14 protein-coding genes and 3 tRNA genes are annotated in these 14361 nt (G+C 63.7%); 7 read left to right on the top strand and 10 right to left on the bottom strand.

Annotation, left to right across the window (positions count from 1 at the left end):
* The first annotated feature begins 68 nt into the window (after positions 1–68).
* From AC1DZ5_RS00430 to AC1DZ5_RS00440, 3 genes are read left to right on the top strand one after another with little or no spacing between them, the layout of a single operon-like run.
* Positions 69–1634: an Ada metal-binding domain-containing protein gene (locus AC1DZ5_RS00430; RefSeq protein ID WP_477884938.1), complete on the top strand. Its 1566-nt coding sequence runs from the start codon at positions 69–71 to the stop codon at positions 1632–1634.
* A gap of 49 nt (positions 1635–1683) precedes the next feature.
* Positions 1684–2178: a methylated-DNA--[protein]-cysteine S-methyltransferase gene (locus tag AC1DZ5_RS00435; protein ID WP_477884940.1), complete on the top strand. Its 495-nt coding sequence runs from the start codon at positions 1684–1686 to the stop codon at positions 2176–2178.
* Positions 2175–3089, top strand: coding sequence for a DMT family transporter (locus AC1DZ5_RS00440; protein WP_477884942.1), 915 nt, complete (start codon positions 2175–2177; stop codon positions 3087–3089). Before AC1DZ5_RS00435 ends, AC1DZ5_RS00440 begins: the two co-directional genes overlap by 4 nt.
* Here the strand turns inward: AC1DZ5_RS00440 and AC1DZ5_RS00445 are convergent.
* Positions 3067–3726, bottom strand: a complete 660-nt coding sequence (locus AC1DZ5_RS00445; RefSeq protein ID WP_477884944.1) for a DUF1345 domain-containing protein — start codon at positions 3724–3726, stop codon at positions 3067–3069. The genes AC1DZ5_RS00440 and AC1DZ5_RS00445 overlap by 23 nt on opposite strands.
* A 142-nt stretch (positions 3727–3868) precedes the next feature.
* Between AC1DZ5_RS00445 and AC1DZ5_RS00450 the strand changes: the two genes are divergently transcribed.
* The gene (locus AC1DZ5_RS00450; protein ID WP_477884946.1) at positions 3869–4540 is read left to right on the top strand and encodes a glycine zipper 2TM domain-containing protein; all 672 of its coding nucleotides are present in this window, start codon (positions 3869–3871) and stop codon (positions 4538–4540) included.
* A gap of 59 nt (positions 4541–4599) precedes the next feature.
* On the opposite strand, the gene AC1DZ5_RS00455 is transcribed toward AC1DZ5_RS00450, so the two are convergent.
* From AC1DZ5_RS00455 to folC, 9 genes are all read right to left on the bottom strand, one after another.
* Positions 4600–4676 (bottom strand) — tRNA-Asp (locus AC1DZ5_RS00455).
* Between the two features lie 94 nt (positions 4677–4770).
* Positions 4771–4846, bottom strand: a tRNA-Glu gene (locus AC1DZ5_RS00460).
* A 32-nt stretch (positions 4847–4878) separates the two neighbouring features.
* Positions 4879–4954: transfer RNA gene (locus tag AC1DZ5_RS00465), tRNA-Ala, on the bottom strand.
* Between the two features lie 74 nt (positions 4955–5028).
* The gene (gene gltX / locus AC1DZ5_RS00470; RefSeq protein ID WP_477884948.1) at positions 5029–6429 is read right to left on the bottom strand and encodes a glutamate--tRNA ligase; all 1401 of its coding nucleotides are present in this window, start codon (positions 6427–6429) and stop codon (positions 5029–5031) included.
* Positions 6430–6431: 2 nt separating this feature from the next.
* Positions 6432–7643 (bottom strand): O-succinylhomoserine sulfhydrylase, encoded by a 1212-nt coding sequence (locus AC1DZ5_RS00475; protein WP_477884950.1) that lies wholly within the window; start codon positions 7641–7643, stop codon positions 6432–6434.
* Between the two features lie 3 nt (positions 7644–7646).
* Positions 7647–9149: an amidophosphoribosyltransferase gene (purF, locus tag AC1DZ5_RS00480; protein ID WP_477884952.1), complete on the bottom strand. Its 1503-nt coding sequence runs from the start codon at positions 9147–9149 to the stop codon at positions 7647–7649.
* A 14-nt stretch (positions 9150–9163) separates the two neighbouring features.
* Complete coding sequence (locus AC1DZ5_RS00485) at positions 9164–9649, bottom strand: CvpA family protein (RefSeq protein ID WP_477884954.1); 486 nt, start codon at positions 9647–9649, stop codon at positions 9164–9166.
* Between the two features lie 13 nt (positions 9650–9662).
* Positions 9663–10487: an SPOR domain-containing protein gene (locus tag AC1DZ5_RS00490; RefSeq protein WP_477884956.1), complete on the bottom strand. Its 825-nt coding sequence runs from the start codon at positions 10485–10487 to the stop codon at positions 9663–9665.
* 15 nt (positions 10488–10502) lie between these two features.
* Complete coding sequence (gene folC / locus AC1DZ5_RS00495) at positions 10503–11846, bottom strand: bifunctional tetrahydrofolate synthase/dihydrofolate synthase (protein ID WP_477884958.1); 1344 nt, start codon at positions 11844–11846, stop codon at positions 10503–10505.
* Between the two features lie 306 nt (positions 11847–12152).
* On the opposite strand from folC, the gene AC1DZ5_RS00500 reads away from it, so the two are divergent.
* From AC1DZ5_RS00500 to argG, 3 genes are all read left to right on the top strand, one after another.
* On the top strand, positions 12153–12503 hold the full coding sequence (locus AC1DZ5_RS00500) for an ArsC family reductase (RefSeq protein ID WP_477884960.1): 351 nt from the start codon (positions 12153–12155) through the stop codon (positions 12501–12503).
* A gap of 64 nt (positions 12504–12567) precedes the next feature.
* Positions 12568–12894 carry a pyrimidine/purine nucleoside phosphorylase gene (gene ppnP / locus AC1DZ5_RS00505; RefSeq protein WP_477884962.1) on the top strand — a complete coding sequence of 109 codons (327 nt, stop codon included), beginning with the start codon at positions 12568–12570 and terminating at the stop codon, positions 12892–12894.
* A gap of 72 nt (positions 12895–12966) precedes the next feature.
* On the top strand, positions 12967–14298 hold the full coding sequence (gene argG, locus AC1DZ5_RS00510) for an argininosuccinate synthase (protein WP_477884964.1): 1332 nt from the start codon (positions 12967–12969) through the stop codon (positions 14296–14298).
* Positions 14299–14361: the final 63 nt, after the last annotated feature.

Raw genomic sequence — 14361 nt, forward strand, 5'->3', positions numbered from 1 at the left:
ACCCCGTGGCCGTAGGCACATGTCCGAAAACGGCGCATTTGTCGCCAACGGCTGCGTATCATGACCCCATGCCTACCCCAACAGCGCCCAACCAAACCGACACCGCCAGCAGCAGTGACCAGGCGAACTACCTGGCGCTCAAAGCTCGCGATGCCCGCTTTGACGGGCGCTTCTTCACGGGCGTGACCAGCACCGGCATCTACTGCCGCCCGGTCTGCAAGGTGCGCACGCCGCGGGCGGAGAACTGCCGCTTCTTCACGCTGGCATCGCAGGCCGAGGCCGCGGGCTTTAGACCCTGCATGCGCTGCCGGCCCGAGCTGGCGCCCTCGGCTTTGCATGTGCTGGGCGCACGGGCTTGGTCCACACAAGACGCCTCCGCCATCCTGGCGCGCCAGGCCGCGGGCTTGCTGGACGCGCCGCAGCTGTGGAGCGACGGCAGCCCCAGCATGGCGCAAACGGCCCTTCGCCTGGGCGTGAGCGAACGCCACCTGCGCCGCATTTTTGAGACGCACTGGGGCGTATCTCCCCTGCAGTATTTGCAGACACGCCGCCTGCTGACCGCCAAGCAGCTGCTGACCGACACGCAACTGCCCATTGCCCAAGTGGCAGCGCTCAGCGGCTTTGCCAGCGTGCGGCGCTTCAACACCGTGTTTGCCGAGCAATACCGTTTTCAACCCCGCGCACTGCGCAAGGCCGGAAGCGATGCCGAGGGCACAGTGCCGGCGGACCACAGCGGCGTGCGCTGCAAACTGGCCTACCGCCCGCCGCTGGACGCCAGGGCGCTGCTGCAATTCTTTGCCACGCGTGGGCTGGACGGCGTGGAACACGTGGACCTACCCAGCCACACGCTGGCCCGTACGCTGGCGCTGGACTGGGCGGGCCAGCACTTGCAAGGCTGGGTGCAACTGCGCATCGACGCCACGCGCTGCGAGGTGCAAGCGCTGGTCAGCGAATCGTTAATTGCCGCCCTGCCCCTGGTGCTGGTGCGCCTGCGCGCGCTGCTGGACCTGGACGCCGACCCCAACGCCATCCACGCCGTGCTGGGCAACAGCTTTCCCCGCAGTGCGGGCCTGCGCGTGCCCGGCACGCTGGACGGGTTTGAGCTGGCCGTGCGCGCCGTGCTGGGCCAGCAGATCACCGTGCAGGCCGCGCGCACGCTGGGTGCGCGCTTGGTCGCGCGCTTTGGTGCGCCGCTGGCTACACCCGTGGCCGGTCTTACCCACTTGTTCCCCACACCGCAGGTGCTGCGCCATGCGAGTGACGATGACCTGGGCCAGCTCGGCATCGTGCGCCAGCGCCAAAACGCCATCCGCGCGCTGGCTGCTGCCGTGGCCGACGGCGCGCTGGTGCTCAACCCCAGTGCCGATGTGCTCGGCACCGTGGCGGCCCTGCAGGCGCTGCCGGGCTTTGGCCCGTGGACCGCGCAGTACATCGCCATGCGCGCGCTGCGCTGGCCCGATGCGTTTCCGGCCGGCGATGTGGCACTGCAAAAGGCGCTGGGCGTGCGCGATGCCAAGCGCCCGGCGCTGGCGGCCGAAGCAGCATCGCAGGCCTGGCAACCCTGGCGCAGCTATGCCACGGTGCGCGCCTGGTCGGGCGACCACGCCGATCCATCCACCTCCGAGTCGCTATGAAAACCATAGCTGCTCGCGCATATTCCACGGGGGCTAGAGGCCTATTTGTATGAAATATCCATCCACCACCACACGCAGCACCCTGCGCAGCCCGCTGGGCACCATCATCCTTGCTGCCACCGACACCGCGCTGGTGGGCCTGTGGTTTGACGGGCAAAGCCACCAACCCGATACCGACGCCTGGCCGATAGTGAATAAGCACCCCGTGATGCAAACCGCCGGTGAGCAACTGGAGCAGTACTTTGCCCATGAGCGCACCACATTTAACCTGCCGCTGGACCTGTCGGGCGGCACCGCCTTTCAGCAGCGCGTGTGGGCCCAACTGCAGGCCATTGCCAGCGGTGCCACGGTGAGCTACGGCCGCATCAGCCAACAGCTGAACAACCCGCAGGCTGTGCGGGCGGTGGGCGCGGCTGTGGGGCGCAACCCCATCAGTATCATCGTGCCCTGCCACCGCGTGCTGGGTGCCAATGGTGCGCTCACCGGCTACGCCGGAGGCCTGGACCGCAAGGTGGCCCTGTTGAAACTTGAAAGCCCTCAGTGACCGAACCCACCGCTTCGTCCCCTTCGCACGCCCCCGTCTGGGTGCGAGATTTTTTGTTGTTGGCCGCCATCTGGGGCTCGTCCTTTTTGTTCATGCACCTGGGCGCGGTGGAGTTTGGCGCGCTGCCCACGGCCGGTGTGCGCGTGGGCATTGCCGCGCTGTTTTTGTTGCCGCTGCTGGCGTTCAAAGGCCAGGTGGCCACGCTGCGCCAACACTGGAAGCTGCTGTTTGCCGTGGGCGTGATGAACTCGGCCATTCCGTTCACCTGCCTGGCGTTCGCGCTGTTGTCCATCTCCACCGGCTTGTCATCCATCCTGAACGCCACCGTACCGCTGTTTGGTGCACTCGTTGCCTGGCTGTGGCTCAAGGACCGGCCGCACGGCATGCGCATTCTGGGCCTGCTCATCGGTTTTCTGGGTGTGGCACTACTGGCCTGGAACAAGGCCAGCTTCAAGCCCAATGCCGAGGGCGTGTCCACCGGCTGGGCCGTGTTGGCCTGCCTTGCGGCGTGCTTCTTCTACGGTTTCTCGGCCAGCTTTGCGCGGCGCTACCTGGCCGGGGTACCTTCGCTGGTGCTGGCCACCGGAAGCCAGCTGGGAGCCACGCTGGGCCTGGCACCCCTGGCGTGGTATTTCTGGCCGGACCACACCGTAAGTGCCAAGGCCTGGCTGGCCGTGCTGGCGCTGGGCGTGGTGTGCACCGGCATTGCCTACATTCTTTACTTCCGCTTGATCGAACGTGCCGGGCCGGCCAAGGCGCTGGCGGTTACCTTTGCGGCGCCGGTGTTTGCCGTGTTCTACGGCGTGATGCTGCTGGGCGAGGTAGTCACACCGTGGATGGTGGGCTGCGGCCTGGTGATTTTGCTGGGGACTTCGCTGTCCACCGGCATCATTGGATCGCACCGGCCATGACGTTGATGGACAGCGCCAGCACCAGCATGTTGAATCCAAAGGCGCTCACGCTGTGCATTAGGGTCAGGCGGCGCATATGGCGCGCGGTGACCACCACATCCGACACCTGCGAGGTCATGCCCACTACGTGGGCGTAGTACATGAAATCGAAATAATCCGGCGGCAACTTGCCTGGAAACTCCAGCCCAGCCCCCAGCGGATGGCCGCGCAACTCTTCCTGGTAGTACAGGTGCGCGTAGCGGAAGGCAAAGATGGTTTGCATCAACAACCAGGTGGACGCCAGCGCAAGCATGCTCAGGCCCAGGTGCGCCGCACGTTGCGCACCCGACAAGTCCTTGACGTGCAGCAGCATCAGCGCGATGGCCGCAAAACTGGCGAAGACCGAGAGCAACAGCAGCGCAAACAGCATCATGCCCGGCTGGTCCTGCGCCTGCGCACGGGCGCGCGTGCGCTCCGCATCAAACTCCACGGCCAGCCACCACGCCAGCAGCAGGTAGGTGCTGGCACCCACGGTCCAGGCCAGCAGGGCCTGCGAGGGCGCGGCAATAGGCAGCGGCAACACCGCCATCAACCCGCCCGCGATCGCGCCATAGACCAAGCGCTGGTGACCCGTGGTTTCAGAGAAGTGTTTGCGCATAAGCCATTGTCGTCGTGTTGCACCGCAACATGAAATGGGCGACTCGCAGCTTTACATGAACCCTGTCAACGCGCGACAGAAGGGACCGCGTTAAAGGAGGAGTTTGCTTACTCCACCGATACAACGTCGTTGAACCCACACCATGAAATTCCTTGCCAAAACCCTTGTGTCCACCGCCATCCTGGCCTTGGGCAGTGCTTGCCTTGCGCAGGCCCAGCCGCAGGATGTGGGCCGCGTGCTCTCGTCCACGCCGGTGCAGCAGCAGGTAGCCGTGCCACGCCAAGTCTGCTCCAACCAGCAAGTAGCGGTGCAGCCGCAAAAATCGGGCGCCGGTGCGGCCATGGGCGCCATTGCGGGCGGGGCTATGGGGAACGCCATCGGCCACGGCTCTGGCCAGGCGGCTGCCACGGTGATCGGGCTGATTGGTGGCGCCATCGTGGGCAACCGCATTGAGGGCAGTCCTGCGCCGCAGGTGCAGACCGTGCAAACCTGCGGCACGCAAAACTTTTACGAAAACCGCACCGTGGCCTACAACGTGGTCTACGAATATGCGGGCAGGCAGTATTCGGTACAAATGCCCAACGACCCGGGCCCCACCATCCAGCTGTCGGTAGCCCCCGTGGGCGCCAGCCCACAGCAAGAGATGCCCCCCGCCTATGCGGCGGCACCGCCGCAGCCCGTCTACACCCAGCCACCCGTGGTCGTGATGTCGCCACCGGTGTACCCCATCTACTACACGCGGCCCTACTACCCGCCCGTCAACCTGCACTTTGGCTATGGCTGGGGCGGTGGCTGGCACCACCACTGGCGCTGAGCCGATCGCAGGCAGACAAAGAAAAAGCCCTTGCATTTGCATGCAAGGGCTTCTCAATTTGGCGGAGTGGACGGGACTCGAACCCGCGACCCCCGGCGTGACAGGCCGGTATTCTAACCAACTGAACTACCACTCCTGGTAGTAGTAACGTTTGCTCTTTCGAGCCAAGTCGCCTGCCCTTGCGGGCTTGCGGTTACCAACTTGTGCCGTCTTGCATTGCTGCAAAAACTTGGCGACCCTACGGGGATTCGAACCCCGGTACTCACCGTGAAAGGGTGATGTCCTAGGCCTCTAGACGATAGGGTCAAAACCTTGGAACTTGTCCGTTTCAGAAGATTTGGTGGAGGTAAGCGGGATCGAACCGCTGACCTCTTGCATGCCATGCAAGCGCTCTCCCAGCTGAGCTATACCCCCTAATCCTAAGAAATCTGCTAACGATTGTTTTGCAGTGTTCTTATCTTCCGAGCCTCAAATTATATACAAGTTTTTCAGCCCCTGGCAAGTCTGGCGATAACTTTTTCTCTTCCGCTCAATTCGAGCACCGCATCGAGTGATGGCGTCTGCGCCGTGCCCATCACCAGCACACGCACGGGCATGGCCAGTTGCGGCATCTTCAGGCCGGTGGCCGTCAGCACTTCCTTGATGACGGCGGCAATGCTCGCCTTGTCCCAGGTGCACGTTGCCAACTTGTCTTTCAACAAGGCAATGGCGGGCTGCACAGCATCGGTCACGTGTTGCGCCTTCTCCGCAGCATCCACCGTCACGTCGCTGTAGAACTTCGCGGCCCACGTGGCCAAGGCCACGGTGGTGTCGCAGCGGTCTTTGAGCAAACCGCAGACCAGTGGCAAGTGGGAAGCAATGACGTCTTCCGACAAGCTAATGCCTTGCTTGACCAACTGCGCAGCCACCAGCGTGGCCAAGCGTGCGTTGTCAGCCTGCTTGATGTAGTGCGCATTGACCCACAGCAGCTTGGCCGGGTCCCATTGCGCGGGGCTCTTGTTCAAGTGCGTGCCGTCAAACCAGCTCACCAGTTGCTCGCGCGTGAACAGCTCTTCGTCGCCATGGCTCCAGCCCAGGCGGGCCAGGTAGTTGAGCATGGCCTCGGGCAGATAGCCGCCCTCTTCGTACGCGGTGACACTGACGGCGCCGCGGCGCTTGGACAGCTTCTGGCCGTCGTCGCCGAGGATGACCGGGCAGTGGCCAAACTGCGGCAGCGTTGCGCCCAGTGCGTTGAAGATGTTGATCTGCCAGGGCGTGTTGTTGATGTGCTCGTCGCCACGAAACACGTGGGTGATTTGCATGTCCCAGTCGTCCACCACTACTGCAAAGTTGTAGGTGGGGATGCCATCGGTGCGCACGATGATGAGGTCATCGATCTCACGGTTGCTGATGGTGATGGGGCCCTTGACCAAGTCGTTCCAGGTCACATCGCCGTCGGGTGGATTGCAAAAGCGCACCACAGGCTTCACGCCTTCCGGCACGGGCGGCAGGGTCTTGCCGGGCGCGGGGCGCCAGGTTCCGTCGTACAGTGCCTTCTCGCCACGCGCCTTCTTGGCTTCTCGCACCGCATCCAATTCCTCGGGCGTGCTGTAGCAGTAGTAGGCCTTGCCCTCGGCAATCAGCTGGTCCACCACCGCCTTGTAGCGGTCCAGGCGTTGCATCTGGTAGACCGGGCCTTCGTCGTATTCCAGGCCCAACCACTTCATCGAAGCGAGGATCTGGTCGACCGAGTCTTGCGTGGAACGGGCCACATCGGTGTCTTCCACGCGCAGCACAAACTCGCCACCAAAGTGGCGGGCATAGGCCCACGAGTACAGCGCGGTGCGGGCTGTGCCCAGATGCAGAAAACCGGTGGGGGAAGGCGCAATGCGCGTGCGAATTTTGCTCATGTTCAAAGGGTGTTCAGACCACGCGCCAAATCGGCGGTGATGTCATCAAGATGTTCCAGGCCCACGGCCACGCGGATCAAGCCCTGGCCAATGCCGGCCAGTTGGCGCTGCGCCTCAGACAGACGGCCGTGCGAGGTGCTGGCGGGGTGCGCCGCCAGGGTTTTGGTGTCGCCCAGGTTGGTGCACAGCGAGAGCACCTGCATGCTGTCCAACACATGGAAAGCGTTCTTGCGTGCGGCGTCCGCGTCAGCAGCCCTCACTTCAAACGACAGCACGGCGCCGCCCTGCCCCGACTGCTGGCGCATGGCCAGTTCGTGCTGGGCATGGCTGGGCAGGCCGGGGTAGAAGACGCGGGCCACCTGCGGTTGGGCCTCCAGCCACTGGGCCACGGCCAGCGTGCTGGCGGACTGGGCCTTGACGCGAATCGCCAGGGTTTCCATGCCCTTGAGCAGCACCCAGGCATTGAAGGGCGCGAGCACCATGCCAGCCGTGCGGATGACGGGCAGGAAGAGCTCATCGCGCTGCTTTTGCGTGCAGCAGATGGCACCGGCCATGACACGGCCCTGGCCATCCAGAAACTTGGTGCCCGAGTGGATGATGAAATCCGCGCCCATGCGCACGGGACGTTGCAACACGGGCGTGGCAAAGCAGTTATCCACGGCCAGGAAGGCGCCCGCGTTGTGCGCGATGTCGGCCAGCGCCTGGATGTCGCACACCTCGGTCAGCGGGTTGGTCGGTGTTTCCGCAAACAGCAGTTTGGTATTGGGGCGCACCGCGGCCTTCCAGGCGGCGATATCGGTCTGCGGCACAAAGGTGGTCTCCACCCCGAACTTCGCAAACTCGCGGCTGAACATGGGAATGACCGAGCCGAACACCGACTGCGAACAGAGCACATGGTCGCCGGCCTTGAGCACGGCCATGCCCAGCAGCAGAACGGCAGACATGCCGGACGAAGTGGCGATGGCCGCCTCGGTGCCTTCCAGGGCGGCCAGGCGCATTTCCATGCTGCTGACCGTGGGGTTGCCCACGCGTGAGTAGGTGAAGCCCTCTTCTTCCATGGCAAAGCGCGCGGCGCTGGAGGCGGCGCTGGATTGCACGTAGCCGCTGGTGAGGTACAGGGCTTCGGAGTTTTCGCCGTACTGGCTGCGCTCCAGGGCCGTACGTACGGCCAGAGTGTCCAGGTGCAAGTCGTCAGGTAACTGTTGTGCTGCCATGGTTCAGTCCGCGGGGTTGGGCAGGGCCAGGCGCGAGGTGTCTTCCTGGTTCTCTTCACCGCCCACGCGCTTTTCGTTCAGGCGTTCGATGTCGTCGGACGAAATATCGCCGGTGACGTAAATGCCGTCAAAGCAGGACGCGTCAAAGCCCGCCAGCTTGGTGCTGAGCGAACCGATGGCCTTCTTCATGCCCTCCACGTCCTGGTAGATCAGCGCGTCGCAGCCGATGATCTCGCGGATCTGCTCTACGGTGCGGTCGTGCGCCACCAGCTCGCTGCTGGTGGGCATATCGATGCCGTAGACGTTGGGAAAGCGCACGGGCGGCGCGGCGCTGGCCAAATACACCTTGCGGGCACCGGCATCACGCGCCATCTGCACGATTTCCTTGCTAGTGGTGCCGCGCACGATGGAGTCGTCCACCAGCAGCACGTTGCGACCCTTGAATTCGCTGGCAATCACGTTGAGCTTCTGGCGCACCGATTTCTTGCGCACGCCCTGGCCGGGCATGATGAAGGTGCGGCCTACGTAGCGGTTCTTCACAAAGCCTTCGCGGTAAGGCAGGCCCAGCAGTTGCGCCAGCTGTGCGGCGCTGGGGCGGCTGGATTCGGGGATGGGAATGACCACATCGATCTCGTTGGGTGGCACGGTAGAGATCACGCGCTTGGCCAGGGTTTCGCCCAAGTTCAAGCGGGCCTGGTAGACCGATATACCGTCCATGACCGAGTCCGGGCGGGCCAGGTACACGAATTCAAAAATGCAGGGCTTCAGCGTGGGCGACTCGGCGCACTGCTGGGCGTGCACCTTGCCGTCCAGGTCAATGAACACGGCCTCGCCGGGGTCCACATTGCGGTCGAACTGAAAGCCCGTGCCTTCCAGCGTCACCGATTCGCTGGCCAGCATCACATTGCCATCGCCGTTCTTGCCCATGCACAGCGGGCGGATGCCATAGGGATCGCGGAACGCCAACACGCCGTGGCCGGCGATCAGAGCGATCACTGCGTACGAGCCCTTCACGCGCTTGTGCACGTTGCGCACCGCGGCAAAGATGTCCATGGGCTGCAGCGGCAGGCCACGTGTGGTTTTTTCGATCTCGTGCGCCAGCACGTTGAGCAGCACTTCGGAATCGCTCTCGGTGTTGATGTGGCGGTGGTCGGTGTTGAACAGCTCAGCCTTCAGCGCGTGCGCGTTGGTCAGGTTGCCGTTGTGCACCAGCACGATGCCGAAGGGGGCGTTCACGTAGAAGGGCTGCGCCTCTTCTTCGCTGAAGGCGTTACCCGCGGTGGGGTAGCGCACCTGGCCCAGGCCGCAGTTGCCCAGCAAGCTGCGCATATTGCGCGTACGGAACACGTCCTTCACCATGCCCTTGGCCTTGTGCATGAAGAACTTGCGCTCTTGCTGGGTGACGATGCCAGCTGCGTCCTGGCCACGGTGCTGCAGCAGCAGCAAGGCGTCATAGATGAGCTGGTTTACAGGTGCATTGCTAACAACGCCAACGATTCCACACATAGGGTTTCACTCACTCAAGGTAAATATTTGCCAAACTCTTCAGGCAGCAGGGGCTTGAGGCCGCCCAGCACCACGCTGGTGACCTTGGGGCCGGTGGCTTCCTGCCACCAGGTGCCGGTGTGCAGCGGCGTCATGCCCACCACCACCGTCACGGCCAACAACAGCACCACACCGCGCACCAGGCCAAAGCCCGCGCCCAACAGCCGGTCGGCGGGCCGCAACCCCACCGCCGCCACCAATTTCTTGATCAGGAACGCCACCAGGCTGCCCGCGAAAATCGAAAGTATGAACACCAGCACAAACCCGGCTGCATAGCGCACCGGCTCTGCCGCATTGCCCATGGGCAGCCAGCCGGCCGCATCGGGCGCAAACCATTGCGCCAGCACAAAGGCCGCGGCCCAGGTCAGCAACGACAGCACTTCAAATACCAAGCCACGCCAGGCGCCTATGACCATGGACAGCAGCAGCACCGCCAGAAAAATCCAGTCCAAGGTGGGCATGTGGGGCCGTTGCTTACAGTTCCAAGATGGCCGCAGGCAGGCTCAGTTTTTTGATCTTGTCGGCCGCCTTTTGCGCCTCGGCCTTGTTAGCAAAGGGGCCAATGCGCACGCGGGTGCGCTGTGCGTCCTTGGTGCCCACCACCTGGGTGTAGGTCTTGAAGCCCAGCGACTCCACCTTTTGGCGCGCTTCACGCAGCTTGGCGGCTTCTACATAGGCGCCAACCTGGACCACATAGCGGCCATCGGTTGCGTCGGCCTTTTTCTCAGCGGGCTTGGCGGCGGACGCTGCCACCGCAGGTTTGCCATCCAGCAGGGCCTGAGCCTTGGCGGCCTCGGTCACCTTGGCGGCGGGCTTTTCAGCCGGCGCTGCGGGTTTGGACTCGGGTTTGGCTTCTACCTTGGCCGCGGGCTTGGCGTCTGCCTTGGGCACCGGTTTGGACTCGGTGATGATGGTTTCGGCCTTGGGCTCTGGCTTGGGGACAGGCTTCGCTTCGGGTTTGGCTTCAGGCTTTACAGGGGCGGAAGCCACCGGTGTGGGCGTTTCGCCCTCAATGGCGCCACCGCTGACCTGCGATGGAGCACCTGCGGCTACATTCACCTGCGGCGTACCCAGGGGGCGCACTTTTGCTTTGTCGGGAATTTCGATGGGGATGTCCACCGCGATGGGGCGCGGCTGGCTGTCAAACAGCAGGGGGAAGCCGATGACGCCCAGCAACACGAGTACCGCAGCCCCAATCAACCGGTGCCGTGCGCGCTTGCGCATGGCCTCCACGCTCTCGGCGGCGGTGGGTGGGGTGGGCTGCTCGTCGCCGCCTTTGCGAAACTTGAAAAAGGCCATGGATGGGGTGACGGTTCAGGTGGCTTGGGGCGGGAAGTGTTTGGCGTGCAACCTGGGCGTGCCCTGCTGCAAGACACCACCCACGGTGTAGAACGATCCGAAGACCACGATTCTATCAGCGGGGTCTGCAGCAGCGATGGCCGCCTGCAGGGCCTGCATGGGGTCGGCAAAGGCCTGGGCAGAGGCGTCTTTGCGCGTGTTCTGGGCGCTCCACTGGGCCTGCAACTCGGCGCCCGACGCAGCGCGCGGCGAGGGCAAATCGGTGAAATACCAGCGGTCCATCAGCGGCGCCACCCGGGCCAGCATGGGGGCCAGGTCTTTGTCGACCATGGCGCCAAAGATGGCGTGGGTGGTGGGGTAAAAGCCCATGGCGTCCAGGTTGGCGGCCAGCGCGGCCACCGAATGCGGGTTGTGTGCCACGTCCAGCACCAGCGTGGGCTGGCCCGGAATGATCTGAAAGCGCCCCGGCAGCTCCACCAGCGCCAAGCCCACGCGCACGGCCTGGGCCGTGACGGGCAACTTCTCACGCAGCGCAGTCAGTGCGGCCAGCACGCCAGAGGCGTTGACCAATTGGTTGGCACCCCGCAGCGCCGGGTAGGCCAGGCCGCTGTAGCGCCGGCCCCGGCCGGCCCAGCCCCATTGCTGTTTGTCGCCCGACACGTTGAAGTCTGTGCCCACGCGCCACAGGTCAGCGCCCACTTCCATCGCCCGGTCCAGCACGCTTTGGGGCGGCACGGGGTCGCTGACGATGACCGGGCGGCCGGTGCGCATGATGCCGGCCTTCTCAAACCCAATGGCCTCGCGGGTGTTGCCCAGCAGTTCCATGTGGTCCAGGTCGATGCTGGTGATCACCGCGCAGTCGGTGTCGATGATGTTGACCGCGTCCAGCCGGCCACCCAGGCCTACTTCCAGAATCACCACGTCCAGCCCTTCGCGGGACAAAGCCAGCAGGATGGCGAGGGTGGTGAATTCGAAGTAGGTGAGTGAGATTTCTGGGCCATGTTGGCCATCATTTCCCAGTCTAGACCGCTCCACGTCTGCGAAAGCAGCTACAAATTTGCTAGCAGGTGCGGCCTCGCCGTTCAGGCGCATGCGTTCTTCAAAGTGCACCAGGTGGGGCGATGTGTACACCCCGGTCTTGTAGCCCGCCTGGCCCAAAATGGATTCGAGCATGGCGCAGGTGGAGCCTTTGCCGTTGGTGCCAGCCACGGTGATGACGGGGCAGCTGAACTTCAGATTCAGCCGTTGGGCGACGGCGCGCACGCGGTCCAGGCCCAGTTCGATGCCGTTGATGCCCTTGGGGTGCAGGCGCTCGCAGTGGGCTAGCCAGCCTTGTAGCGTATTCGGTGTGTTTTCCATTGGGTTGGATTGTCGCAGGGCTGTGTTTTCCTTGGATCAGGCGGTGTGCTTCGGATCAGGTGGGTTGGGTGTTCTGCTTCGTGTCCCCCGCGCTGCGCGCTCCTCCTTGACCTACGCAGAACGCCCAACCCACCTGATCTGCCACCGTGCTGGCGCGCCTAGAAGGAATATCCACGGCGTGACGCTGCTCCAGCAGCGGAGCGGGGGTAGGCACCAAAGTGAGGTCAAGGAGGAGCGCGCAGCGCGGGGGACACGAACGGCGGTGCCTACCCCCGCTCCGCTGCGGGCGAGTGCAAAATAGCACCCATGACCACCCTCTACGGCATCCCCAACTGCGACACCGTCAAAAAAGCCCGCGACTGGCTCACCCAACACGGGGTGGACTACCAGTTTCATGACTTCAAAAAGCAGGGCGTCCCCACCGACCTGCTGCCCGGCTGGATTGCCACCGCGGGCCTGGACACCCTGATCAACCGCCGCGGCCCCACCTGGCGCAAGCTGGACGAGGCCACCCAAGCCCGCGTGGTGGACACGCCGTCCGCCATCGCCGTCATGCAGGAACACAGCAGCGTCATCAAGCGGCCCGTGGTCGTCTGGGGCGACGGGACCGTCACCGTCGGCTTCAGCGACGCGGCCTTCCAGGCCCGCCTCCCGTAAAATCGCGGGTTGCCCGGTGCCTGGCGCGCCGGGCCCTCATTTCCATTACTTTTTGCCCAGCACCATGACCACGACCCACTTCGACAACGTTTCCGTCACCACCAAGGCCAATGTCTACTTCGACGGCAAGTGCGTGAGCCACGGCTTCACCCTGGCCGACGGCACCAAGAAGTCGGTGGGCGTGATCTTGCCCGCCACGCTGACCTTCAACACCGGCGCGCCCGAGATCATGGAATGCGTGGGCGGCAGCTGCGACTACAAGCTGGACGGCACCGACGCCTGGGTCACCAGCGGCGAAGGCCAGAAGTTCAGCGTGCCCGGCAACGCCAAGTTCCAGATCCGCGTTTCTGAGGGCTTTGAGGCTTACCACTACATCTGCCATTTTGGTTAATCCACGCAGACGCATTCGCTCCCATTTTCATAGCTGCTTGCGCATATTCCACGCGGGCTAGAGGCACATTTCATGTCAAACACCATTCTGCAAAACATCCCCGCCGGCCAAAAGGTCGGCATCGCCTTCTCGGGCGGGCTAGACACCAGCGCCGCCTTGCTGTGGATGAAGCAAAAGGGCGCCCTGCCCTACGCTTACACCGCCAACCTGGGCCAGCCCGACGAGTCCGACTACGACGAAATCCCCAAGAAGGCCATGGAATACGGCGCCATCAAGGCCCGTTTGATCGACTGCCGCCCGCAGTTGGCCGCTGAAGGCATTGCCGCCCTGCAATCCGGCGCCTTCCACATCACCACCGCTGGCAACACCTACTTCAACACCACGCCGCTGGGCCGCGCCGTGACCGGCACCATGCTGGTCAGCGCCATGAAGCAGGACGACGTGAACATCTGGGGCGATGGCTCCACGTTCAAGGGCAACGACATCGAGCGCTTCTACCGCTACGGCCTGCTGACCAACCCCGCGCTGAAGATCTACAAGCCCTGGCTGGACCAGCAGTTCATCGACGAACTGGGCGGCCGCTCCGAGATGAGCGCCTTCATCACCGCCAACGGCTTTGGCTACAAGATGAGCGCCGAGAAGGCCTACAGCACCGACAGCAACATGCTGGGCGCCACGCACGAAGCCAAAGACCTGGAGTTCTTGAACAGCGGCATGAAGATCGTGAACCCCATCATGGGCGTGCCGTTCTGGAAAGACGACTGCGTCGTCAAGGCCGAAGAAGTGAGCGTCACCTTTGAAGAAGGCCGCCCCGTCGCGCTGAACGGCGTGCAGTACCCCGACCTAGTGAGCCTGATCCTGAAGGCCAACGAAATCGGCGGCCGCCACGGCCTGGGCATGAGCGACCAGATCGAAAACCGCATCATCGAAGCCAAGAGCCGCGGCATCTATGAAGCCCCCGGCCTGGCGCTGCTGTTCATCGCCTACGAGCGTCTGGTCACCGGCATCCACAACGAAGACACCATCGAGCAATACCGCGACAACGGCCGCAAGCTGGGCCGCCTGCTGTACCAAGGCCGCTGGTTCGACAGCCAGGCCATCATGCTGCGCGAAACCGCCCAGCGCTGGATCGCCAGCGCCATCACCGGCACCGTCACGCTGGAACTGCGCCGCGGCAACGACTACTCGCTGTTGAACACCGAGTCCCCCAACCTGACCTACGCGCCTGAGCGTTTGAGCATGGAGAAGGTGGAAGACGCGCCGTTCTCGCCGCTGGACCGCATTGGGCAATTGACGATGCGCAATCTGGACATTACGGATACCCGCGCCAAGCTGCAGGTCTACTCCAATGCGGGGATGTTGGAGTTGGGCAAGGGGGATGATTTCTTGAAGCTGGGTAAGTAAGTCTCGACTGGCTTGCCATGAAACAAAACCCGCCAAGTGAAAGCTTGGCGGGTTTTGTTCTTA

Source organism: Rhodoferax sp. P1_F3 (assembly GCF_056405715.1).

Bases quoted from the DNA above. Each gene is read 5' to 3' on its own strand.
- AC1DZ5_RS00430 (WP_477884938.1), top strand. From the start codon at position 69: ATGCCTACCCCAACAGCGCCCAACCAAACCGACACCGCCAGCAGCAGT.
- AC1DZ5_RS00435 (WP_477884940.1), top strand. From the start codon at position 1,684: ATGAAATATCCATCCACCACCACACGCAGCACCCTGCGCAGCCCGCTG.
- AC1DZ5_RS00445 (WP_477884944.1), bottom strand. From the start codon at position 3,726: ATGCGCAAACACTTCTCTGAAACCACGGGTCACCAGCGCTTGGTCTAT.
- AC1DZ5_RS00450 (WP_477884946.1), top strand. From the start codon at position 3,869: ATGAAATTCCTTGCCAAAACCCTTGTGTCCACCGCCATCCTGGCCTTG.
- gltX (WP_477884948.1), bottom strand. From the start codon at position 6,429: ATGAGCAAAATTCGCACGCGCATTGCGCCTTCCCCCACCGGTTTTCTG.
- AC1DZ5_RS00475 (WP_477884950.1), bottom strand. From the start codon at position 7,643: ATGGCAGCACAACAGTTACCTGACGACTTGCACCTGGACACTCTGGCC.
- purF (WP_477884952.1), bottom strand. From the start codon at position 9,149: ATGTGTGGAATCGTTGGCGTTGTTAGCAATGCACCTGTAAACCAGCTC.
- AC1DZ5_RS00485 (WP_477884954.1), bottom strand. From the start codon at position 9,649: ATGCCCACCTTGGACTGGATTTTTCTGGCGGTGCTGCTGCTGTCCATG.
- AC1DZ5_RS00490 (WP_477884956.1), bottom strand. From the start codon at position 10,487: ATGGCCTTTTTCAAGTTTCGCAAAGGCGGCGACGAGCAGCCCACCCCA.
- folC (WP_477884958.1), bottom strand. From the start codon at position 11,846: ATGGAAAACACACCGAATACGCTACAAGGCTGGCTAGCCCACTGCGAG.
- AC1DZ5_RS00500 (WP_477884960.1), top strand. From the start codon at position 12,153: ATGACCACCCTCTACGGCATCCCCAACTGCGACACCGTCAAAAAAGCC.
- ppnP (WP_477884962.1), top strand. From the start codon at position 12,568: ATGACCACGACCCACTTCGACAACGTTTCCGTCACCACCAAGGCCAAT.
- argG (WP_477884964.1), top strand. From the start codon at position 12,967: ATGTCAAACACCATTCTGCAAAACATCCCCGCCGGCCAAAAGGTCGGC.